This window comes from Paraburkholderia sp. BCC1876 (assembly GCF_902833695.1).
Lineage (GTDB): Bacteria > Pseudomonadota > Gammaproteobacteria > Burkholderiales > Burkholderiaceae > Paraburkholderia.
On the sequence record NZ_CADFGI010000004.1, the window covers coordinates 317546 to 340410 of the forward strand.

Sequence of the window (22865 nt, forward strand, 5' to 3'; positions counted from 1 at the left end):
CCATGATGACCCACACAGACGCAGTTCTGATTGTTGGAGAGCTGGTCGTCGACTTTACGCTCGCCCAGCGTGGTGCAAGGTGCAAGCTTCGTTTGGGGGGCGTCGCACATGCTGCGCGGGGTCTCTGGGCGGCAGGGCTCGAATATTCCGTGGCTGCGGTTTGCCCTAGGTATCTCGTTGACGAAGCGAAGCACTATCTGGCGGAGTGCGGGTGCAAAGAGTTTATCTGGCTTGGTGATGTCGTCGGCGCTCCGAACGTCATCCTCATTGGTGACGCTACAGAGGTGTCGCATCAAGGCTATGAAGACTTGATGCGCGATACCAAGGTAGCGAAGTTCCACGACCCGCTGCCGAGCCTCGATGCCTACCAGAAGGTGGTCGTCTTCCCTGGCCGGTTCGATATTGGTGCACTCTCCGACGCATTTTCGAAGGACGCGCGGTTCTCGTTCGACATCGCGTATGACCTCGAGAACCTGTCGTCGCTCAAGACGTTCACCGGGCGCGTGCAGGCGGTCATCATCTCGACGTCGTCTTCGCTGTTCGAGGCGCTCGGCAAGGTCGACGTTGATGGATTGATAGATGCGGTGAAGGCGTTGTCACCGGAGGTGTTCCTGCTCAAGGAGAATCGTGGCGGAAGTCGGCTCTTCGATATGCGCGATGGCGGCGTCGAAGAAATACCCGCAACGCTAGGTAAGACCGTCAACTCTGTCGGCGTGGGCGACGTCTATTCCTCTGTGATGGTGGCCCTCTCTCACAAGGGATGGATGGAGGCGGCATGGCGCGGATGCCAGGCTGCGACGGTGTACTCACAGTCGACGTTTCCTGATGACATCAAGCGCGATGTGGGGCGCGGGTTCCTGCTTTCGTTGGATGTGCTGCAGGCGCTGGGTGGGACCATGCTTCCGTGGCACGACCGACCGAGCTACTCCATCTACCTTGCCGGCCCGGACGTCTCGTACGTCGAGAAGCAGGAACTCGACCGTGCTGTGGATAGCCTCACGTATCACAACTTCCGGGTGCGGCGTCCTATTTTGGAGAACGGCGAATTGAAGCGGCCCGCGAGCGAGGGCGACCTGTATCGCACGTATCACATGGACTACGAGCTGCTGAAGGAATGCGATGCAGTCTTCGCCGTGCCCCTCGACCGCGACCCTGGGACGCTCGTCGAAGTCGGTATCGCAATTGCGATGGGGAAGCCCGTCATCACCTTCGACCCACGGCAGGAAAATGAGAACACGATGGTAGTCGTCGGAAGTTCGGTATACTCCGCGGACCTTGACGCGTGCCTCAACGGCACCTTCAACGCTCTTGCTAAATTGAGGGCCGAATCGCGATGAAAAAAGCCCTTCTTCTGGCCTCCGGCGGGCTGGACTCAACGACTGTTGGATACCAGCTCGTGGCGACGGGCGTTAAGGTTGTACCAATCTTTTTTGACTACGGGCAACATTGCGTAGAAGTGGAGTGGAGTCGCGTCAACGAAGTCTTGCCCGCCGACATGCAGCGGCCTGAGCGCTTCAACATGTCTGATATCTTCAGAGGGTCGCAGTCGCGGCTGATTCGCGAAGCTGACCTCTGGACCGAAGAGGTCAAGGACGACGACTTGTACATCCCGTACCGAACGATGCTGTTTTTCGCCGCTGCTGCTGCGCGCGCACAGACAGTCGGTATCTTGGATGTCTATACTGGCTTCATCAACAGCAACCACGCCAAAGAGATTGACTGCACTGCCGCGTTTATGAACAGCCTCGACGCACTCACATCAAGCATTGGTCCCGTCCGCTTTCACTCGCCCTTCCGCTACTCGTCTAAGGCGGACGTGGCTCGGGTGGCCGCAGAACTTGGCGTGCCTATCGGGCGAACCTACTCGTGCCAGGCGTCCGCACAGTTTCCGTGCGGCGCCTGTCCCAACTGCGTCGAGCGCCTGAACGCATTGAAAGAGGCGAAGCTGGTATGAGCAGGATTGGTGCCAAAGGGTCCACCATCGAGGTGTTGCTCGCAGCGCGTCGCATTGCCGACCATGCGAAGGATGAAGGTGCGCTCTTCGAGGAGAAGCATCCGCGTGCTACGTGCGACCACCTGGGAGCCGTTCTCGGCGATTCGGTGCTCCAGGCCGGACTCAACTACACCACGGTTGTGCGTCCGCGGGTGCTGGCTATTCTGCGGACGCATCCGACACGCCGTACGATTTCATCATTGGTCTCCCTGGTTCAGAATGGTGAGACCGGTGCATTCTTGAACTGGCGCCACCACGAGAAGGTGACCAGGTTCGAAGCGTTGGTAGTTTTCTTAAAGGACTGGGGAATCGAGGACGCGAAGGACTTGCGCGCCGGCCTGATATCCGACGAGTTCTGCGACGCGATTCAGACCGTCAATGGTATCGGTCCGAAGACCGTGGACTACATGGCATGCCTCGTTGGAATCGACTCCATCGCAGTTGACCGCCACGTGCGGACGTTCGCCAAGACGGTCGGTGTCGAGAACGATGACTACCACTTCCTGCGCAAGTCGTTCTGCTGCGCAGCCGACCTTCTTTCTCTTCCGCGACGCGAGTTTGATGCCTGGCTTTGGCGCCGGGCAGTGGCGCCAGCTCAGGTGCAGTTGACGCTCGGCGTCTAGGCTCCGCCGGTGGCTCGCAGTCAGTGCGCCCCAGCATTCCGGAGGCCGTAATTCCGTCGTCGTTGTCGTCGCTCTCCGATGGCCGCTCTTTTCGCACCACAGGCGCGAAGAAAAGATTCGTTTCGAAATCGCTACTCAGCCGTTCAATTCGTCAGCGCCGTAAAAGAGCCGCCAGTTCTCCGAGCGGTGCCTCGACCGATTCGCGCGATTTGCGCCACTGGTCGTCCTCGCAGCGCATCTGGGGAAGTAACAGATAAGGCCCATCAATCAACGCCCGCATCACCCGAGAAAGTGCATTTGAAGCTCTGCCACTGACTGATGTCCGAAGTTCCTTTGCCCGGTCGCCAACGCGCTTCATGCAATCGAGTGCGAAGGAAAGCTGACTCTGGTCGATATTCTCTACGCTGTTCGCGAGGAGGATTGCCCCTGAGTGGTCAAGGAAGTCGCCGACTTCGTGAGCAAATCCTGAGAATAACTGGCCCGCATGTCTCCGCACATTGTCGACCTCCTGCTTTGCGGCGGCAAGGCAAGTGGCCACCCGCTCGAGTTCGCGGCGCGCATAGGCTATGAAGGTCGCCATATCTGAGAATCGCGTAAGGGAGCCGCCCGTGGTCATCGTGACTGGAAAATCGCCGGCTTGGGCGCGCGGGAGCGCAATCGAGTTCAACTCGAACACGGCCGCAAGCAGGTCGAGGAACGACTCGCGGTCCGCTCCCGCCGGTGGTCCCAGCGAACCGTTGTCTAGGATAAAAAAGTCATGCATTTGCTGCTGCAAGCGATGTGTATCTTGCATAAGAACCACTAGCTCACGTTTCTGCAGTTCCCCTCTGGCGCTATCGAGAAGCTCCTGCAAGCTTGTTAGCGTGATATTCGTGCTTTGGGCAACGCGAATCGCGCCGGCCTGAAAACCGGATTCAGACAGAAGGAAAGCCCGGTCGGCGCCAACGTCTGAAGCAACCTGAGCGAGAGTCAGAACCTTTTCCTTCGGAATAGCTGTGTTCCAAAGCTTGCACTCAATGACCCAAGTAATGCCGACACCTGCCAAGGTTGTTTCGGCAAGCACGTCAACCACATGGATGCCCCGCGCTCCCGCTACCTCCTTTTCCACCTCAACCGAGCAGCCAAGCGACCGAAATAGCCCTGCGACATCCTGTTGATAGGCTCTCCATGGTAAGGACATGAATTCTCCTGCGGTGGTCGTGCTATTTCGTCGAGATAGTGGCTCTTCCAGTTTAAGGTCGCGCCAAACCTTGACTCCGAATATGGGCCGACGGGAAGATGCAGAGTGCAGAAGGCGAACGCTAGGCCTCTCGACAAGAACTGGCTTGCTTTGCCGAGCGTTTGCACGGTTGCCGAGACGCATCGCGTCGATTTTTATTGCAGTTGCTGTTGAGTGGTCCGGTCGGCGCGGACAATGGTGAAGTACCAAGCGTCAATGGTCGCCGTGCGATATATTTAGATGGTCATCCGTCCACCGAAAAGATTATGTCCCGCCTTGGCATCGAACACGAGAACGGCCTAATCTATGAAGGCACCGACAATCCGACCCATCTCACAGTCCCAGCACCGATAATCTCACAGTGTGCGCTCGTCGAGTCACCTTCCGACCTCGAAAATTTGCCTCGCGGCATGCTGAGCGACCCGTTTCGATGGATTTTCCGAGAGGATTCGTTTGACCCGGTGTCTCGGGTTCGACGAGGCCGTGCTTTTCAGTCATTTACCAAGAACAATCGGGAATCGGTCTTCGTAGAAGCCCACCCCAATTCGTTGTCTGACAGTAGACGGAGCCGGCCGGACGGTCGAGTAACCAAAGAACTGAACGTGTTCATTCACTGCACCGAACTGCTGGGGCGCCCGAACCGCGGGGAAGGTCTCCAGCTTGCGATAGGTCACGTCGGAGCACACTCGCTTTGGCGAATATTGCAGACTGAACAAACGGTCAGCCAGGACGTGCTGGTTACTCTTCGAGCTGAGTCTGCGTTTGGGATACTGCCCGCTCTCAACATGGCCCGAATTCCGGAGGAAAATCAGAAATCCGTCGTGGATGCTTACGACCGCGTCATGAAGGTGGCGTATCGCGATTCTCCAACTTCTGTTGTAGACCAGTGCCGAAACCTGTGCGCGGTTCTCGCTGGCCGGTGGTTACGCCAATTGAGCGGTGACGAGAAAGCGGTCCACAAAGACCTAGGTCCATGCCTCACGGCAATTGGCAAACATGTTGGTGAAAATGAGCGACGGCTGATTCGTGCGGCTCTCGAGACCGTCAACCTTCTTCACCCTCGTGGGAAGGATAATGAGCGTGAGCGTCTCAACCTGCGGGAGGTATCGAACGAGGACGCCGAGCTTGCCTTGCATGCAATGGGGTTCATTCTTAGAGAGCTCGGTTGGGGGCATTGATGGAATCGGCTCACGTCGTGTTTCGGGCCTCGCCAAAGCACGCGTTTCGCGGAAGAACCCTAAGGTTCGTGGCCATTCCGTTCAAAGTCGAGTCGACTTTTATGGTGGTGCTGGGGCAGCAGATTGATGTGCAGTCGCTCTCGGCTCCATTCACCCTGAAAGGCAACCCGTAAGTCGGTCGCGCGGACCTTCAGGCGAAAAAGGGTGAAAGCGTCAGCGCTCGAAACCGGGCGCTGGTCTCCAGCTAAAGTAACTCCGAAAGTCAGCGCCGCTCGAGAAAAGCCCGCCTCACGGGGCTGCGCCCAGGGCGTCGCACGTCGCACCCGAATTGATAACCGCCGGCTTCACAACGGTTCTTTGCACCGCCCCGGAATTTGAGCGTGTCGGTCGCCATTGGGCGGTCGGCCTATCTTGAACAGTGTTCGCGCTGGCATCAACGTTGGCGACGCTTTCTGATTCGCATTGCCGCCTCGTCAAAGTCCGACGCCAACGTTGCAAGAGTGACTCTTCCGAATTCGGCAAGCAGCGCGCTTTGGGCGTCTCGCAGCGTTGCCGACAGATGTGCGTTCACAGCCTGCTCAACCAGGCACTCGGGATGGTCTTCTGACACGAGGTCGGAAAACAACGGCGGCTCGCCCACCGCCCGATAGACGTCGAGCAGCGTAATTTCCTCAAGCGGCGTGGCCAGAACCCAGCCGCCACCGTGTCCCTTTTCTGAGTGCACGTATCCAGCGTCCCGCAATCCGCCAAACATCCGCCGTACCACGACCGCGATTGTGGCCAGCACCCGCATCGAACCGATGCGTTCTCGGTAGGCAACCACATAAAGCGAGCGCTAGAATGGCGTTTCGCAGACCGACCTGAGGGAGCCACAAGACATGCTCTCAACGGCCATGCCCGTGTTACAGCGCTTCCTATGTTGGCTATGCTCGTGTCATCGAATTGTCGGCGAAGGCCACGTTCGAGTACCTGCACGTGGAAATCGCAGACGGCTGTCGGTGTCCTGAATCCCGAGCGCTCTACAATTCCCCTATGATTTCGTTCCAACAGGCCGTCAGCCTTCGCGAGATTGAAGCCGCCTACGACGAGGCTGGCCGTGACCCGATTTTGCGAATTCCACTTGCCCTTCGATATGGCGGTGCTGTTGGCGTCCCGTCCGCGCTAATGCAATATGTCGCGACGTGGTCGCGTCATCAAATGCATTCCGCACTTCGACTGTACGGAAACGCGGACAGCAATCCGATGGAAGCCCTGGCGCAAGAGCCTCACGGGCTGGTGTCCACGTATTTCGCCGGCTCGGTCGAAGTGCCCGGACGTGACGACCCGCTATCGACTCGGGAGGCGCTGTCTTTTGGCGTCGGCAGAATCCAAGCTATGCAGGAGAGTCAGTTCCGAGACACGATGCGCGGCAGAGGGGTCTTCCTCTGCTGCTTCGCGCGGGCGAAGAACGAATATCTCCTTCCGTTTTATAGCCGGCCGCATCCCAGTGGGCTACGCTCGCGAGCGGACTTTGTCCGGCTCACCTCGAACATAATTAGCGCATGCGCGCCCGCGGCGGAATGGAAGGTTTCCGAGCAAGATAACACCGCGATTGGGACGTTGATTTACGAGCTCTTCAAGAACACGGATGAACACGCGACCGTCGACGAGGAAGGGAAACCTTATGTCAGAAACGTACGGGCGCTCATGGCGAAGTTCATTTCCTATGACCGCGATGCTCAACACGAGCAGGTGGTATCCGACGACGCGGTATTTAGCGAATACCTCGCAGAGCATTCTGCAGCCCATGCGGCAGCGGCTCCTGGCGGAGATTCCCCGCTTCAGCGTACGTCGTTTTTAGAGTTGACAGTGCTCGACACCGGGCCAGGTCTCGTCCGTCGCTGGATGTCACGATACGGTGCGCCGTCGGCAGGAGCTCTTTCCATTGACGAAGAGGTCGACATCGTCAAACGTTGCTTCGCTCTGCACGAAACAACGAAGGAAACGAATGCAAGCGGTGGTGGACTCACCTATGTACTCAAGACACTCAGCGAGTTGAACGCATATCTTCGCCTCCGCACGGGACGGATTTGTCTCGTCCAAGATTTTTCGAATACACCCGCTGGCGCATTTGAGCCAACGCATTGGCTTGAAAACCAGAGAGAATTGAGCCACACCGCAGGCGCGTCGTACTCCATTGTGATTCCCATGACGACGGCGGTGTCGCGATGAAGGGCTTTTTTGCGTTTGATTGGATGCTCGAAAGTAGTTCGCCAGTCCGAAACTTCCATTTGCTCTTCAAGCCACCAGGCATGTTCAACGGAGAAAATCTGGCCGATGCCATTGAGGCCGGCTTGCAGGGCATCAATCCGCCGGACGTGGTCGCAATCATCTGTGAGTCGGAGGAAGCCGCTGAGGTGAAGGAGGCGTTCGAGCAACCGCTGCTCGTCCAGGCTTCGAACCGTACGTCGACCAAAGTCTGTCTTTGTATCTGCTCATTTGGCCACGACGGCACCATCAACCGGGTGGATGCGCTCACCAACCCCGTTGCTCACCTCGAACGCTTGTTTCGTGGCCAGAGCGTTGCCATCCGGAACGCGGGTCTCAAAGAACTGTTTTCGGCCAAGCACGTCTCCGTCGTTGCGCCGCCCGGGTTCACCTTCGTCAAACCATCTCAAAAGCGCTCGACGCACTTCTTGCGCGCCGAAGAAGCGTTGACCGAAGTTGAAGGAGTCCAGTTCCTCGCATTTGCCCTTCTCGAAAAGCTCTGCAATCGCGCCCTGAAAGTTGGGGCGAATCTCGATGTGATTTTCGTCGACACGATGGGAATTGCTGCGGTGGCCTATGCGCTGCGTGACATGTACTGCACGTTGTTCAAAGTTCCAAAGCCTCGCGTAGTCACGTTCCATTCTCATGAAGGGATAGACAAAATCGATGCGCCACTTTATGGCACGTCGTTCACGCTCATCTCGGCATCATCGTCGATGAATCTGGAGCGAGATTGGAAACAGAAGGTGAAATGCGACGCCACCGAGGTGGTCACACTTCTAACGCTCCTCGACGCGAAGGACGCCCAGGATGCTCTATTTGCACTTCCGGCTCCTGCAGGCCTCAGTGACAAGCCGCACCATAAACACCTGAAGGACCTGCCAATCGTCGGCGAGCGCTTCGCTCCGGAAGACTTGTTGCCGAAATCGGTCCTGCTCCGAAAGTTGCAACATCGACTGCCGGAGGTCTCTGATTTCTGTAAGGCCTTTGGTCTGAACGGCGCGCTCGCTGTTCAAGCGCGTGGCCCGATTCCAACCGCGAAGGTCCGCCCCATTTATCTCGATGGACGGAAGCTGTTGGGTGACCTCGGCTTCAAGCATTTCGTCGACAAGCTGGTGAGTCAGCAGACCCCCGCGTCGGTGAGCGCCATCGTTTATCAAGATGATGAAGCTTCGCGTGAGATTGCGAAACACTGCGCCGAGCGGCTGCAAGAGGTCATGAATCGAGCGACTCCACTTATGCTGATAAGCGATACGGGAATCGAGTCTGGCGATGCCAAGCTGGATAGCGCCGCCGGGATTCTGGTGATTGCAGCCGTGGTCGGGCGTGGTACGCGCCTCCTTTCGATAGGCCGAGACTTACGCGACGTCCATTCGGGAGCGCGCACCTACTTCATTGGGGCCCAGATTGCGGAAACCGCAGCTCAGCTCTCCGCACTTCCGTTGAATCTCAAACACTCGGCTTCAGGAGCCGAAATCAGAATCGAACGATTCGCGGGCATTGCTGTTGGGCAAGGTATTGACGAATCGTTCGAAGAAGAGTTGCAGGCCTTCCGAAATATTCAACGACAGTTGGGTGACCCTTTCGCTTCGCGCCTCGAGCTCCTCGCTGGCTCCGCGAACGGCTTGGGGAACGCGGTCTTCATGCCGCGAGACGACAGCCTCGTTGAGGATATGCGACTCCGTCCAGATTTTGCGTACTGGGACGGATTCTACGAGGAAAGGAACGACACAAACGCTGCTGTTCTGGCGACGGCCGGCGCGCTTCTTCAGAATGCTAGAGAGGGGAAAAAATTTGCGAGTGAAAGCGACCGGCTCGCCACAGACGCATTTCAGCAGGTCGTCCTCAATCCAGAGAACTTTACGCGGTACAACGATGGCGCAATCCAGGCGGCACTTTTGCGCTGCGCGCGACCCAGCGAGCTGGACTACTCGCGGGAAGCGAGTGCCAGCCAGTTCTTGTTGGACCTGCTGGTAAACATCTTCGAGCAGCACGACCGGCGACAAGGAGAGGCAGCGTGCGAGTTTGCGTTCGCGCTGTACACACGCAAATTGCGCCTTCAACAACAGCACCTTGATGAGCTGAAGGCTCGCATCCGGCCGAAGCTGGAAGGCACCACCCACAAGCTTCGCCTGCTCCGCATGCTGTTTGGATTCGACGCGATGCCGGCAAGCGAGACCCTTCCCGACGACTTTTGAACGGGGTGTTGTCGGTCGCATCGTGATGTGCCGATGAAAGCGCCGAAGTGGCTGAAGCCCGCGACGACGTCAAAAGAAAATATCGCGTGCTGACTTTGTACGACCAATACCACGTTGCTGAGCAGTATGCGGAAGGCGTCCATGGCGCTTTGATGGCTGGCTATGCGGACTCCGTCGACGGACGAAATATCAATGCAGCAACGCGACGATTCGATGTCGCTATCTATGACGAACACTCGCTCGTGCGAGAGTTGGGTAAGCGTTATCGGAAGCTCAAGGATGTCCTCGCCGACTGTTGACCTTTCAGTCAGTTCGGCGGAGCCAGAGCAAACTTTCCCACTTGTCGCCGTTGTTGTTCGGCAACGGCGGGCTACCGAGTCGAAGGCGACGGCGTCCCTCAGCGCTTCATTGCTCCGTGAGCGAGCGTCCGACTGCACCTGGTAAGCACCTGTCAACGCGATGCCGGCACCCAGCTCTCAACGAGGTGTGAGGCCGACCGTGATGCGCCATTTTCTCTTGTTTGGTGGATGCGGTTCCGTTGTCGGACGACAATATTTCTAGCGCTCTCGTCGCAGGATACAATGAAAGATAAAATTGAACCAACGAAACCCATCTAGGTTGTTTATGGCAAGGAAAGTGAGTAAAAGCGATGACAAATCGGAAAATAATCCGAAATCAGAAAAGCGTAAATCGATTTCAGAACCGATAAAACGAGAGGTACTTACCGAAGCCGGGTATATCTGTGCGAACCCGGGGTGTCGCACACTAATGTTCGAACTTCACCACATCACGTATGTAGCAGAAGGCGGCAAAGATACGGCTGACAATCTAATAGCACTGTGCCCCAACTGCCACACTAGGGTTCATACAAAGGAAATTCACGCGGACTCTGTTCGCGCTTGGAAGGTCATGGTCGTAGCAGTAAACCGGGCATGGACGAAAGAAACGGCAACCGCGCTACTTTTTCTCGATAGCCCCGTTGGCAGCGACTTGGTCCTCACTGGCGACGGCGTTGTTCGGTTCGCCGACCTCATCGTTTCGGGACTTGCTGAGGTAATGCCCCGCGATGACTTCGTGGGCGAAGGGGTTGCTCCAATTTTTTTGGAAACAAATTTCAAGATGCAATTCCCTGCCTCTGAATTGGCAAAAAGGGCTTATTCAGTGCGCCTGACCGAAAAAGGAACTCTGTTAGCCGAAGCCTGGAAGTCGGGAAGTGTCGAGCGAATTACTTCGGCACTCGACCTCCTCGAGAAAAAGGATTCTGCAGAATAGGTATTCCCTTGGACGCCGTCTCACGCTGCGAGCTTATATTCATCGCGCTCAATCTTCTTCGAAGGAGGCGGCGATGAGCAAAGGAACAGGCGGCAGCCAAGGCGGCGCACGCGGCACTCGAGCGGAGCATCGAAGGGCTCGTCCAGTGGGCCCAAATAGGGAGGGAGTGGCGGCCGCTCAGCGAATGGCTTTCCCGGTGGCAATTGGCCGAGTACCAATGGGAATCCGTCAGGCGGCGGGCGTGGCAACGCTACACCTCGAGGGCATCAATGACGGGTCGTTTGTCGAGGCATAGCCAACCCTCAACGATGGTAGGGTGCTTTCATAACGGGGCCGCGGCCTCTAGCTGAAGCCTGCTCATGCTGAAACCTCTTCGATGTCCGTCTTCTCGCGGCTCGCCTCAGGTTTGCCTAAAAATTTTTGCAGCCAAATCTCCTACGGCCGCGGGCAGGTTTTCGAGCGCGCGCTTCCAATGCGAAATCATCACCCCTACTGCGTGGTATACCTATCGCTGGCCGTTCCGCGGTGCAGCCGCGCGACTGGTCGGACATCAGCGGCAGCGGTCGTGGGACAACCGGTACTGTGGGATAGTCTTGTCTGGCTTAGGGCACCACCGTCGTTCGACGTGCGCGTGGAGCTACATGACGCTCGAGCAGTTTGCACGGCGCATGAAAAACGGCACTTTTTCACTTCAGATTCTACCTGGAGTCAGAATCAGAATAGGGGCCAGGTCAGTTCTCATCTGGGAGTGGCAGCAGCGATAAGATGCAAAGCGAGAGGCCATCTTGGCATATGGAAAAATATCCATTCACAATGCCACTGCAAATCCATGAGCCTGGATTCAACTTTTATTTAAATAAATCAGTCAATCAATCAATGATTACTTTACGAGGGCTACATCAATGAGCGGAGCGGCGGGGGCTAGAGGCTACCTTCTACAAGCACTGACGTGCGTTTTAGAGAGTTTAGATTGGAATAACGAATGGAAAAATGTAACCATCGAATCAAGCTTAAGCGAGAAGATAGATATTATTTGGGAATTTCAGAATGGCGACAAAAGAGCGATTCAGGTCAAGTCATCCCAAAATCCTTTTTCGAAGGGCGACGTCGACAGGTGGGTCGCCGAACTACAAGCACTCGTCGTCAATGACCCGACAATACAGGCGGAACTGCAACTTATCGGCAATATCGCGACCGGAGTCCATGTCGGGAAAAATGGTGACGTTCTTGTGGCTCAGCCCTTGCCATTGAGCTTTCCAATTCTTATCGGCTCGGCTGCTCATCAGCTCGACAAGTACCTTGCTAACAGAACGTTCGCGCCGTGTCCTGCGTTCGCTCGCGAACTCATAATCGAGGGATTAACAACGCGTTTATCGGAAATGTCTACTAGGAGGGCGACATACCAATTGGCAGATTTTAGGACACAACTTCAGACCTGGCTGTTGCACTTTTATGTCAGGGCCACGGACAATGCATACTCCATGCAGTGCGAAGGTCTGTTTGGACCGGTAATCTTCCCTGCAAAGGATTATGACGAGATTGGACTTCGCCAGCTCGGATTGGTCTGCAATTTCTACAATGGGGGGCAGCGTACAGCAATCATTGAGTGGGTCGCGCTTCAGATAGAAATGAAAAAAAAGAAGGCTACACTTGAACCGGTTCATCTAATAGTGGACCTTGACGAATTCATGGAAGATGATGAAATTCTAAGAAGAGGCGATAGATTCAATCCATTTCGACCAATCAATATTGCTTCTTACCAGAGCGCTACCGCTACGATAGTCTTCAGATTGACCAACGAGTATGATGCATTCGCGGTCAAGCCCGGTGATGAGTTCCAAATCAAGGTTGTCGCCAAACTCGCGGACGCCGTGACGCCGAGATTGTTCAGAAAGCTTAAAGTGGTTTACCCCGAGCGCTTGAGGGACCAAGCCAAGGCCGTATCCATGGCCGTACAAACTTTCGAGCTTCCCGCTGACTTAGGGGCGGCTTGCGCTTGAGGATGAGTGGCGTCAGCCGCATCCTACCGAGCAGCCAATAAACCAGATTCCTGACGACGCTGTTGCTCGACTTGCTAGCCGCCGTAGCCCCGGAGGAAATAGCAAGGAACCGCATACTTGTCGACAATGCCGCCGAGCTCTACCACTTCTAATTTAATAGACCTCGCTAAGGAGCACTGCCTAGCCCTATCGCAGCAAATGCGTCGTCCTCCCCGATGTGCTTCGGTTAGCTGCTCGTCGACGCGCCCCTACGGCTGCAATGGCCGTAGTCGGACGATGATGGAGCCCATCCTGCCGACAGACATCTCGAGCCGAATCTTGATGACATTGAGCTTCATGTATCGGTCACAGATTGAGTATCGAGAAAGCGAGTTTCGACGTGTTTTTGGTCAAAATCCGCCGAGGGCCGATGTCATGCGTCATCTGCGCAGCGAGCATGTAGATGGTTGCAACGAGATGCATGTCTCTGTCTGTGCGGATGGTGGCCCGTTGTCATCATCGCCAAGTTGGCGCAGCCGAGTGGGGTTGCGACGGCTTACCAAAGCCTCCGGGAGGTCGACATCTCCCGCAACGATACCATCTGGCTTCTTCCGGCAGGAGGACGCCGAGCACATCTCGGCCGTATTGTTCTGCAACACGGGCACCATCGCCAAGTTCAGCTTCCAGATGAAGACACGGTTGTGGTGGACGACGCGTGGCTGACCGGAGTGCTCGATAAATTTCCCAAGGAATATGCTGAGGCTGACTTTCTTGTTCGATGTGCAAGCGCGTTGGGACTTGACGCTGCCGCAGAAAATCTCTTTGTGAAAGAAAACGAGGAACGATTCGCCTTGGCACCATCACCGGATGGGATGCGGGTGCTGACATCAGGAGGTTTGTTGCTCTCCCAATATCATCAGGGGCAGTTGAGTGAGGAAAGTGTTAAGGAGCCGCACACGACCCGCGGGTAGCGAGAGGCCAAGAGGGTGAAGGGCTACGGGGGACAGGAACTGAACCTCCTTATCGGCCGAAGTCCTTCGTTGCATCGTCATAGATGGCTCGGTATTGCTTCTGCGACCGCGCGCTGAGCCGTTCAGCTCCGGAGCCGTTCTAACTTCGAGCAGAACCAATCGTTCGGTCGCTCCGGGTCTTTGCTGAGCACGGCCCTCACGAAAGTTGGCCCTTATGACGTCGTCTTCATGAGTTCGGCGAGGTGCGGCACGAATAGCGCCTTCGTTGACGGAAAAAGCTTGAAACGTATGTAGAGAGATAACACCGGTCTGCCTAAGTGTCGTTGCTTCGAAAGCGTGTCACGTTGCGCGCGCCCCCCCCCCGCTTCACGACGTCAACAAGGCCCTCTTCCGCCCGGCGTAGCGCAAGCCTCAATACCGAGGGGTGAAGCATCCTGTGCTGCAGCCAGCGACTGAACAATCACGAAAAGTGTTTCGGACGATTGCGCTGCAGGTGAAACCGTCGTAGCGACGAAGCCTGAATGGACTACGCTCAATAAATTAACGCGCCGACGCTGCCTGCACGGGGAACTTGTCCGGCGGACCAAAGCGCGTCCGCGGTTTTCGGCACTTTACAGGACCTTCGCCAGAAGCTGAGGCCTCGCAGCTATCTGCTACCGTGCGAGGACCAGAAGTGTAAAATCAGACGATTTCAAGCGCCCTCCGGTCGTGCGTCGACAAACCGCAATTCCTGAAGGGTTAGCCACACAATTTCGGCGGCAGGAATCCAGAAACAAATGAATCATCAAGCGTTATCTTCTTTTATCTGGTCCGTCGCTGACCTTCTGCGTGGCGACTATAAACAATCCGAGTACGGCCGGGTCATTCTTCCGTTCACGGTGCTGCGTCGACTGGACTGTGTGCTGGAGTCCACGAAACCGGCAGTGCTGGCCGAATTTGAAGCCAAGACAAAAGCTGGCTTGAATCCGGACCCATTCCTCCTGCGCAAGGCAGGCCAGTCGTTCTACAACACCTCACCGCTCGACCTCGTCAAGCTGTTGGGTGACCAAGACCATATCCGGCAGAATCTTTACGCATACATACAGGGCTTCTCACCTGCCGCGCGGGACATTTTCGAACGCTTCGATTTTTATACGCAGGTCGAGCGTCTCGCCAAATCGAACCTTCTATACCTAGTCACAGAAAAATTCGCGAACATCGACCTGCATCCGACCGTGGTGGATAACGCACAGATGGGGCTCGTGTTCGAAGAGCTGATTCGCAAGTTCGCGGAAATTTCTAACGAGACCGCCGGGGAGCACTTCACCCCGCGCGAGGTCATCCGGCTGATGGTGAACCTTTTGTTTATCGAGGACGACGATGTGCTCACGCCAGGCAACGCCGTGGTGCGCACGATTTATGACCCGACAGCTGGGACGGGCGGCATGCTTTCTGTAGCCGGGGAATACCTGCTGGAGCATAACCCGGATGCACGCCTGACCATGTTCGGGCAGGAGCTGAACGACGAGTCTTACGCCATCTGCAAGGCAGACATGCTCATCAAGGACCAGGATGTGGGCAACATCGTGGTCGGAAATACGCTTTCCGACGATGGTCACGGTGGTCGCAAGTTTGATTACATGCTCTCCAATCCGCCGTTCGGCGTGGAGTGGAAGAAGGTCGAGAAGGCTGTTCGCCAAGAGCATGAGCAGAAGGGATTCGATGGGCGCTTTGGCCCCGGCTTGCCACGGGTGTCCGACGGCTCCATGCTCTTCCTGCTACACCTGCTTTCCAAAATGAGACCAGCGCAAGAAGGCGGCAGTCGCTTTGGCATTGTTCTCAATGGGTCGCCTCTCTTCACCGGCGGCGCCGGCAGTGGCGAGAGCGAAATCCGTCGCTACGTGCTGGAGAACGACCTGGTGGAAGCCATCGTCGGCTTGCCGACTGACATGTTTTACAACACGGGCATCTCCACCTACGTGTGGATTCTGTCCAACAGGAAGCCGCAGGCGCGCAAGGGCCGGGTCCAGCTCATCGATGCTTCGAGCTTTTGGCAGAAAATGCGCAAGAGTCTAGGCAGCAAGCGCAAAGAGTTGAGCGATGACCATATCGCGATGGTGACGCGACTTTTTGGCGAGTTCCTAGAGGCAGAACTAGCCACGGTGCTGGACGCTGAGGGCAAGGAAGTCGGCCGGTATGTGGTCACCGCCGCCGCCAGTGCTCCCGAGGCGTCCGCAGGAGGCAGAGTCAGACTGGCGCCTATCGCCCGCATCTTCAGGAACGAGGACTTCGGCTACACCACGATTACCGTCGAGCGGCCGCTGCTCGACGAACAGGGCCAGATTACGCTCGGACAGAAAGGCAAGCAGAAGGGCAAGCCGCAGCCAGATTCCGCGCTGCGCGATACTGAAAATGTGCCGCTTTCAGATGACATTGGTGCTTTCTTCAAGCGCGAGGTATTGCCGCATGCGCCGGATGCGTGGATTGACGACGAGAAGAGCAAGGTCGGATATGAGATTCCTTTTAACCGGCACTTCTACTTGTTTGAGCCACCGCGCAGTCTTCACGAGATTGACGAGGAACTGAAGACAGTGACGGCCAGCATCATGAAAATGCTTGAGGAGTTGGCGGAATGAGCTTGCCGACTTATCCACGGTACAAGAACGGCGACGCAGCATGGCTCGGGCTGGTGCCAGCGCACTGGACCGTGAAGCGTATGCGTTTCGCGGTCGAGCTCAACCCGTCCAAGTCCGAAATTTCCACCGTCGCACGCGATACTGAGGTTTCTTTTTTACCGATGGAGGCCATTGGCGACGACGGGTCCTTGAGCCTTGAACGAACGCGCCCCGTTGGGGCAGTGGAATCTGGCTATACGTATTTCCGCGACGGCGACGTAGCGGTTGCGAAAATCACCCCGTGTTTCGAGAATGGGAAGGGTGCACTCATGCGTGGGCTTCAAGAGGGTATCGGATTTGGCACGACCGAACTTATTGTTGCTCGGCCTAGGGCCGCCCAAACATCCGGCGCATTTGTGAATTGGATATTTCGGTCACCTGGCTTTAGAAAGCAAGGTGAAGCGAGCATGTACGGCGCAGGGGGGCAAAAGCGTGTGCCAGATGATTTCGTCAGAAATATTTCTTGGGCTTTCCCGCCGTCTTCAGAGCAGGTAGCCATCACCGCATTTCTCGACCGCGAAACTGGCAAGATTGATGCGCTGATTGCCGAACAGGAAAAGCTCCTCACACTGCTGGTAGAAAAGCGCCGGGCGACCATCTCCCACGCTGTCACCCGTGGCCTCAATCCCGACGCGCCGATGAAGGATTCTGGCGCGGCGTCGTTGGGTGAGGTTCCGGCGCATTGGCAGGTAAAACGGCTCAAGACAATTTCACCTAGTATCACTGTTGGCATAGTAGTGAATCCAAGTGATTACATCTCGGACGGGGGCCTGCCATTCATCTATGGCGGCGACATTTCAGAGGGCAATATTTCACTTGAATCCTGTCGAAGAATAAGCCCGGAAGGCAGCAACAGACAGGCGAAAACGAAGCTCGAAGCAGGCGACTTGCTTACTGTGCGCGTAGGGGCGCCGGGGGTAACTGCGGTGGTACCGGAAAGCTGCGCCGGGGGAAACTGTGCGTCGGTGATGCTGATTCGTAGAGGCAGATTCGAGTCGGAATGGCTATGCTACGCGATGAATAGTCGTATGGTCAGGTATCAAGTCGAAGTTGTGCAGTACGGGGCAGCACAAGAGCAATTCAATATTGGTCACGCCATCAATTTTTGGGTTGCGACGCCTCCTGCGTGCGAGCAAGCGGAAATTGCGGATTTCCTCAATCGGGAGACCACCAAGCTCGACACACTCAATGACGCTGCACGTCACTCCATTGATTTGCTCAAGGAGCGCCGCAGCGCCCTCATCTCCGCCGCTGTCACTGGCAAAATCGACGTACGCGGTGCTGTGCCATCGCCCGTCAGCAAGGGGGAGGAACTCGCCGCATGAAAACCATCGACGGCAAAGCTCGCACAGTCAGCGAGGTGCTCAAGGGCAAGCGCTATGGCATCGACTACTACCAGCGCGAGTACCGGTGGCAACGCAAGCAGGCCAAGGAACTCATTGATGACCTGACCGGCCAGTTCCTGCAATCACACCGCGGGGGCAACGCGCGTGGCGCGGTCGCGCAGTACGGCAACTATTTCTTGGGCTCAATTATCCTTAGCGAACGCGATGGGCAGCTCTTCATTGTGGACGGTCAGCAACGTCTGACCACGCTAACTCTGCTGCTGTTGCTGCTACACCGCCGTCAAGGCCAGCGCTCAGACCGCGCGCATCTGGAAGACCTGATTTACTCCGAGCGGTTCGGCGAGCGCGCGTTCAACATCGCGGTTGAAGACCGCCGAGCCATCATGACGGCGCTGTTCAACGGCGAGGTGCCCGACACCAGCGACGCGTCGGAGTCGGTGCAGACCATCGTCGCACGCTACGCGGACTTGGAGGAGCTGCTCGACGAGCTCGGCGAAGACCTCGACGACGACGCGCTACCGTATTTCTGCGACTGGCTGAGCGAGAAGGTCTACCTCATTGAAATTCGTGCCGCGTCCGACGAGGATGCGTACACCATATTCGAGACGATGAATGACAGGGGGCTGTCGCTCTCGCCGCTGGACATGCTCAAGGGCTATCTGCTGGCCAACATCGGCGACGTGGGCCAACGCAACGAGGCGGCACGGCTGTGGCGTGAACGTGTAGAGGCACTTCGTAAGCTCGGAAAGGATGAGGACACCGACGCAGTGAAGGCCTGGCTGCGTGCCTGCTACGCCAATAGCGTGCGCGAGCGCAGGAGCGGCGCGGAGAACAAGGACTTCGAGCGCATAGGCACTGAGTTCCATCGTTGGGTGGGCGAGCATGCCGAAGCACTCGGGCTGCGCAACAGTGCAGACTATGTCCGCTTCCTGTGCGAGGACTTCGTTTTCTACACGCGCCAGTACGAGCGCATCCGCAAGGCATCGCTCAAGCCAGAGGAAGGCCTGGAGCCTGTGTACCACGTCGCTTGCTTCAACTTCACCTTGCAGTATCCGCTCTTGTTGGCGCCGTTGCGGGTGAACGATTCGCCCGAGATGCTGACACGCAAGATTCGCGCAGTGGCCATTTTTTTGGACATCCTGCTCGCGCGCCGCGCCGTGAACTACCTGAGCATGACTTACGGGGCTATGTCGTATGCGGTGTTCCTCATCCTGCGCGACATTCGGGGCAAAGACGTGGGTGAGCTCGTGAACCTCCTTCTCGTTCGGCTCGAAGAGCAGGGTTGCGACTTCGACGGTACCAGCGACCGCAAGCGCAATGGTTTCGCCGGGTTCGGGTTGAACCAATGGTCAAAGCGCTATATCAAGGTACTGCTGGCGCGCATGACAGCCTTTTTGGAGACGGCCTCGGGTGTCCGCAGCCAGACAAGCGATTACTTGGTGGACGGTCGTGGCCGCTTCGAAATCGAACACATCTGGGCCGACCATCCCGAACGGCACGCTGACGAGTTTGCCTCACCGGTGGAGTTCGCCGATTGGAGGAACCGCTTCGGTGGCCTGTTGCTGCTGCCCAAGACCTTCAACGCCAGCTACGGCGACCTCCCCTACGCCGAGAAGCGGCAGCACTACGTGAGTCAGAACCTGCTGGCCCGCTCGTTGCATGAGCAGTGCTACGAGAGACACCCGGGCTTCCTGAGCTATATCCGGGAGCAGGGCCTGCCCTTCGAGGCGCTGCCCCAATTCCGCAAGGACGAGATGGAGGCGCGTCATCTGCTTTACCGCCAGTTCGCCGACCGGGTTTGGGACCCGCAGCAACTAGCGCGTGAAGCAAAGGGGGCTTGATGGCGTTGCACCAGGAAGTTCACTTCGAAACTGAAATCTGTCAGTCCCTGGCGGCCAATGGTTGGCTCTACGCCGAGGGCGACGCAGCGCAGTATGACCGCGCCAGCGCACTCTTTCTGCCTGACTTGACCGCGTGGATTGAATCGACGCAGCCGGATACCTGGCAGCGCCTCACGAAGACCCACGGACCGGCGCTCAATGAGCGGCTCGCCGAACGGGTGCGCAAAAGCCTGAACGAACGGGGCACGCTTGACGTGCTGCGTCGTGGCGTAGAAATGCTCGGCTTGAAGGAGCCGCTGTCGCTGGCCCAGTTCAAGCCGGCGCTCGCCATCAATCCCGTCATCCAGCAGCATTACGCTGCCAACCGGCTGCGCGTGGTGCGTCAGGTGAGGCACTCGCCCCACCATCCGCTGGACGCGCTGGACCTCGTACTGTTCGTCAACGGCATCCCGGTCGCGACCGCGGAGCTGAAGTCGGACTTTACGCAGAGCGTGCAGGACGCGGTGGACCAGTATCGCTTCGACCGTCATCCGCATCCCAAGGGCGGTATGGCGGAGCCGCTGCTCAGTTTTCCCGGTGGGGCGCTCGTGCACTTCGCCGTCAGCCAGCGCGAAGTGATGATGAGCACCCGCCTCGCAGGGACGGCGACCTGGTTTCTGCCGTTCAACCGGGGCAATGAAGGGGCGGCGGGTAACGCGCCAAACCCGGACGGCTTCGCGACCGCGTACTTGTGGGAGCAGGTCTGGGCGCGCGACAGCTGGCTCGACATCCTGCACCGCTACCTGATTGGCAAGCGCGATGATAAGAAGCAGCTCAAAAGCGTCATCTTTCCGCGCTATCACCAGCTCGATGCGACCCGCCGCGTAGTCGCCGACGTGCTGCGTGAAGGCGTGGGCCAGCGTTACCTGATTCAGCATTCAGCCGGCTCAGGCAAGACCAACTCGATTGCCTGGACCGCGCATTTTCTGGCCGACCTGCATGACGCAGAACATCGAAAGATGTTTGACAGCATCTTGGTGGTCTCGGACCGTACGGTGCTGGATACGCAACTGCAGGAAGCCATCTTCGACTTCGAGCGCACCACGGGCGTGGTCGCGAGCATCACCGGTGAGCACGGCAGCAAAAGCGCGCAGCTCGGTCAGGCACTGAAGGATGGGAAGAAAATCATCGTCTGCACCATTCAGACCTTCCCATTCGCGCTACAGGCAGTGCAGGAACTCGCGGCGACCGAGGGAAAGAGTTTTGCGGTGATTGCCGACGAAGCCCATAGCTCACAGACCGGTGAGGCGGCCGCCAAGCTCAAGCAACTGCTGTCGGCCGAGGAGTGGGCCGAGTTGCAGGATGGCGGCGAAATCGACACGGAAGCGCTACTCGCGGCACAGATGGAAGCGCGCACCGGGGCGAAGGGGTTGACGTACGTGGCCTTCACCGCCACGCCCAAGCAGAAGACGCTGGAACTGTTCGGCCGCACCGGGCCTGATGGACTGCCGCAGCCCTTCCACGTCTATTCCATGCGCCAGGCCATCGAGGAAGGCTTCATTCTCGATGTGCTGAAGAACTACACCACCTACAAGCTCGCGTTCAGGCTCGCGCACGACGGCGAGGAGTTCGACGAGAAGGAGGTAGAGCGTAGCGCGGCGATGAAGGGCATCATGCAATGGGTCCGCCTGCACCCGTACAACATTACGCAGAAGGTGCAGGTCGTCGTCGAGCACTATCGGGAGAACGTGCAACCGCTGCTCGACGGTAAGGCTAAGGCGATGGTGGTCGTCGGGAGCCGCAAGGAGGCCGTGCGCTGGCAGAAGGCCATTCGCGCCTACATTGAAAAGCAGAACTATCCGCTGGGTGTGCTGGTGGCTTTCTCCGGAGAAATCGATGACCCCGAGAGCTACCCGGCGCCAGTGACCGAAACCAGCAAGGACCTGAACCCGGGCCTCAAGGGGCGTGACATTCGTGACGCGTTCGCGGAACCCGACTATCACCTGCTGCTGGTGGCCAACAAGTTCCAGACAGGTTTCGACCAGCCCCTGTTGTGCGGTATGTACGTCGACAAGATGCTGGGCGGCATCCAGGCGGTGCAGACGCTGTCGCGCCTGAATCGTGCCCATGCCGGCAAGGACACGACCTACATTCTCGACTTCGTCAACGACGCCAGCGAGATTCTGAAGGCATTCAAGACCTATTACGAAACCGCCGAGCTGGAGGCCACCACTGACCCGCATCATGTCTACGACCTGCGTGCTAAGCTTGACGCAAGCGGGCATTACGATGATTTCGAGGTGGACCGGGTGGCATCGGTCGAACTGGACCCGAAGGGGACCCAGGCGCAGTTGAGCACCGCCATCGCGCCCGTGGCCGACCGCCTGCTCAAACGCTACAAGGCGGCGCATCAGGAGCTGGCCGCCGCCGAAGCTCAGCACGATGACAAGGCTGCGCAGGCCGCGAGAGACACGCTCGACGCACTGGTGCTGTTCAGGAATGACATGGGCGCCTTCGTGCGCCTCTACGCGTTCCTGTCGCAGATTTTCAACTACGGCAATACCGGTATCGAGAAGCGCTTTATCTTCTACAAGCGACTCATCCCGCTGCTGGAATTCGGCCTCGAGCGCGATACGGTCGACCTGTCGAAGGTGGTGCTAACCCATCACACGCTGAAGAATACAGGCCGGCAGACACTGAATCTAAATCATGGCGATGCCGATAAGCTCGCGCCGATGGACGCGGTAGGCAGTGGTTCGGTGCAGGAAAAGCAGCAGGCGCTTCTGAACGAAATTATCCAGAAGGTCAACGGCCTGTTTGAAGGCGAACTGTCCGACGACGACCAGCTGGTATACGTCAACGGCGCCATCAAGGGCAAGCTGCTCGAGAATCCGAGGATGTTGCAGCAGGCGGCGAGCAACAGCAAAGCGCAGTTTGCCAACTCGCCGGACCTGAAGGTCGCGGTGATGGATGCCATCATGGATGCGCTCGATGCCCATAGCGCGATGAGTACGCAGGCGCTCGGTTCCGAACGGGTGCGTGAGGGGCTAATGGACATCCTTCTTGGACCAGGGCAGTTATACGAGACGTTGCGGGCACGCTCCGAGGCGGGGCAAAAGGATTCTCGTCTTTAGCGTTGTCTCTATTGTGGCGGGAGTGGCGGGATGACCCGACAGGGCCAGACGTCCTCCTGCCCTTGGCAGCATTGCGCGAGATGGAACCGTTCGTGTGCGCGCAAGGGCAGAATCAGATTTTTGAATGACTTGCGCTCTCGCGCATAGCTCGCATTGATGGACCGCGGCTGAATCAGACCAGCGCTGGTGGCCCGTCGGGAACCCTAGCGCAATCAATCGGTTGCGCCCCTT

Annotated in this window: 16 protein-coding genes; 14 read left to right on the plus strand and 2 right to left on the minus strand. The window is 57.5% G+C overall.

Annotated features, from left to right (window positions below; genetic code table 11):
* The first annotated feature begins 2 nt into the window (after nucleotides 1-2).
* From HWY05_RS16820 to HWY05_RS16830, 3 genes are read left to right on the plus strand one after another with little or no spacing between them, the layout of a single operon-like run.
* Nucleotides 3-1337 carry a nucleoside 2-deoxyribosyltransferase gene (locus tag HWY05_RS16820; protein ID WP_244146623.1) on the plus strand — a complete coding sequence of 445 codons (1335 nt, stop codon included), beginning with the start codon at nucleotides 3-5 and terminating at the stop codon, nucleotides 1335-1337.
* Complete coding sequence (locus HWY05_RS16825) at nucleotides 1334-1954, plus strand: 7-cyano-7-deazaguanine synthase (protein WP_176058977.1); 621 nt, start codon at nucleotides 1334-1336, stop codon at nucleotides 1952-1954. The genes HWY05_RS16820 and HWY05_RS16825 overlap by 4 nt, the downstream gene beginning before the upstream one ends.
* Nucleotides 1951-2616 carry a hypothetical protein gene (locus HWY05_RS16830; protein WP_176058978.1) on the plus strand — a complete coding sequence of 222 codons (666 nt, stop codon included), beginning with the start codon at nucleotides 1951-1953 and terminating at the stop codon, nucleotides 2614-2616. The genes HWY05_RS16825 and HWY05_RS16830 overlap by 4 nt, the downstream gene beginning before the upstream one ends.
* A 151-nt stretch (nucleotides 2617-2767) precedes the next feature.
* Here HWY05_RS16830 and HWY05_RS16835 read toward each other — a convergent pair whose 3' ends face one another.
* On the minus strand, nucleotides 2768-3796 hold the full coding sequence (locus HWY05_RS16835) for a restriction endonuclease (RefSeq protein ID WP_176058979.1): 1029 nt from the start codon (nucleotides 3794-3796) through the stop codon (nucleotides 2768-2770).
* A 197-nt stretch (nucleotides 3797-3993) separates the two neighbouring features.
* Between HWY05_RS16835 and HWY05_RS16840 the strand changes: the two genes are divergently transcribed.
* On the plus strand, nucleotides 3994-5013 hold the full coding sequence (locus HWY05_RS16840; protein ID WP_244146624.1) for a hypothetical protein: 1020 nt from the start codon (nucleotides 3994-3996) through the stop codon (nucleotides 5011-5013).
* A gap of 433 nt (nucleotides 5014-5446) precedes the next feature.
* On the opposite strand, the gene HWY05_RS16845 is transcribed toward HWY05_RS16840, so the two are convergent.
* Nucleotides 5447-5806: an Rrf2 family transcriptional regulator gene (locus HWY05_RS16845; protein WP_176058980.1), complete on the minus strand. Its 360-nt coding sequence runs from the start codon at nucleotides 5804-5806 to the stop codon at nucleotides 5447-5449.
* A gap of 239 nt (nucleotides 5807-6045) precedes the next feature.
* On the opposite strand from HWY05_RS16845, the gene HWY05_RS16850 reads away from it, so the two are divergent.
* The 10 genes from HWY05_RS16850 to HWY05_RS16895 all read left to right on the plus strand — a co-directional run bounded on the left by HWY05_RS16850 (nucleotide 6046) and on the right by HWY05_RS16895 (nucleotide 22634).
* Nucleotides 6046-7224 (plus strand): hypothetical protein, encoded by a 1179-nt coding sequence (locus tag HWY05_RS16850; RefSeq protein ID WP_176058981.1) that lies wholly within the window; start codon nucleotides 6046-6048, stop codon nucleotides 7222-7224.
* Nucleotides 7221-9458, plus strand: coding sequence for a hypothetical protein (locus tag HWY05_RS16855; RefSeq protein ID WP_176058982.1), 2238 nt, complete (start codon nucleotides 7221-7223; stop codon nucleotides 9456-9458). Before HWY05_RS16850 ends, HWY05_RS16855 begins: the two co-directional genes overlap by 4 nt.
* Nucleotides 9459-9505: 47 nt before the next feature.
* A complete protein-coding gene (locus HWY05_RS16860) occupies nucleotides 9506-9757 on the plus strand; it encodes a hypothetical protein (protein WP_176058983.1) in 252 nt (83 codons plus the stop codon).
* 337 nt (nucleotides 9758-10094) lie between these two features.
* Complete coding sequence (locus tag HWY05_RS16865; protein WP_208459094.1) at nucleotides 10095-10730, plus strand: HNH endonuclease signature motif containing protein; 636 nt, start codon at nucleotides 10095-10097, stop codon at nucleotides 10728-10730.
* A 902-nt stretch (nucleotides 10731-11632) separates the two neighbouring features.
* Nucleotides 11633-12730: a hypothetical protein gene (locus tag HWY05_RS16870; protein ID WP_176058984.1), complete on the plus strand. Its 1098-nt coding sequence runs from the start codon at nucleotides 11633-11635 to the stop codon at nucleotides 12728-12730.
* Between the two features lie 446 nt (nucleotides 12731-13176).
* Nucleotides 13177-13680 (plus strand): hypothetical protein, encoded by a 504-nt coding sequence (locus HWY05_RS16875; protein ID WP_176058985.1) that lies wholly within the window; start codon nucleotides 13177-13179, stop codon nucleotides 13678-13680.
* Between the two features lie 776 nt (nucleotides 13681-14456).
* Nucleotides 14457-16295, plus strand: a complete 1839-nt coding sequence (locus HWY05_RS16880) for a class I SAM-dependent DNA methyltransferase (protein WP_176058986.1) — start codon at nucleotides 14457-14459, stop codon at nucleotides 16293-16295.
* Nucleotides 16292-17659 (plus strand): restriction endonuclease subunit S, encoded by a 1368-nt coding sequence (locus HWY05_RS16885; RefSeq protein ID WP_176058987.1) that lies wholly within the window; start codon nucleotides 16292-16294, stop codon nucleotides 17657-17659. Before HWY05_RS16880 ends, HWY05_RS16885 begins: the two co-directional genes overlap by 4 nt.
* Nucleotides 17656-19521, plus strand: coding sequence for a DUF262 domain-containing protein (locus HWY05_RS16890; protein ID WP_176058988.1), 1866 nt, complete (start codon nucleotides 17656-17658; stop codon nucleotides 19519-19521). Before HWY05_RS16885 ends, HWY05_RS16890 begins: the two co-directional genes overlap by 4 nt.
* Nucleotides 19518-22634 (plus strand): DEAD/DEAH box helicase family protein, encoded by a 3117-nt coding sequence (locus HWY05_RS16895; RefSeq protein WP_208459095.1) that lies wholly within the window; start codon nucleotides 19518-19520, stop codon nucleotides 22632-22634. Before HWY05_RS16890 ends, HWY05_RS16895 begins: the two co-directional genes overlap by 4 nt.
* Nucleotides 22635-22865 lie beyond the last annotated feature (231 nt).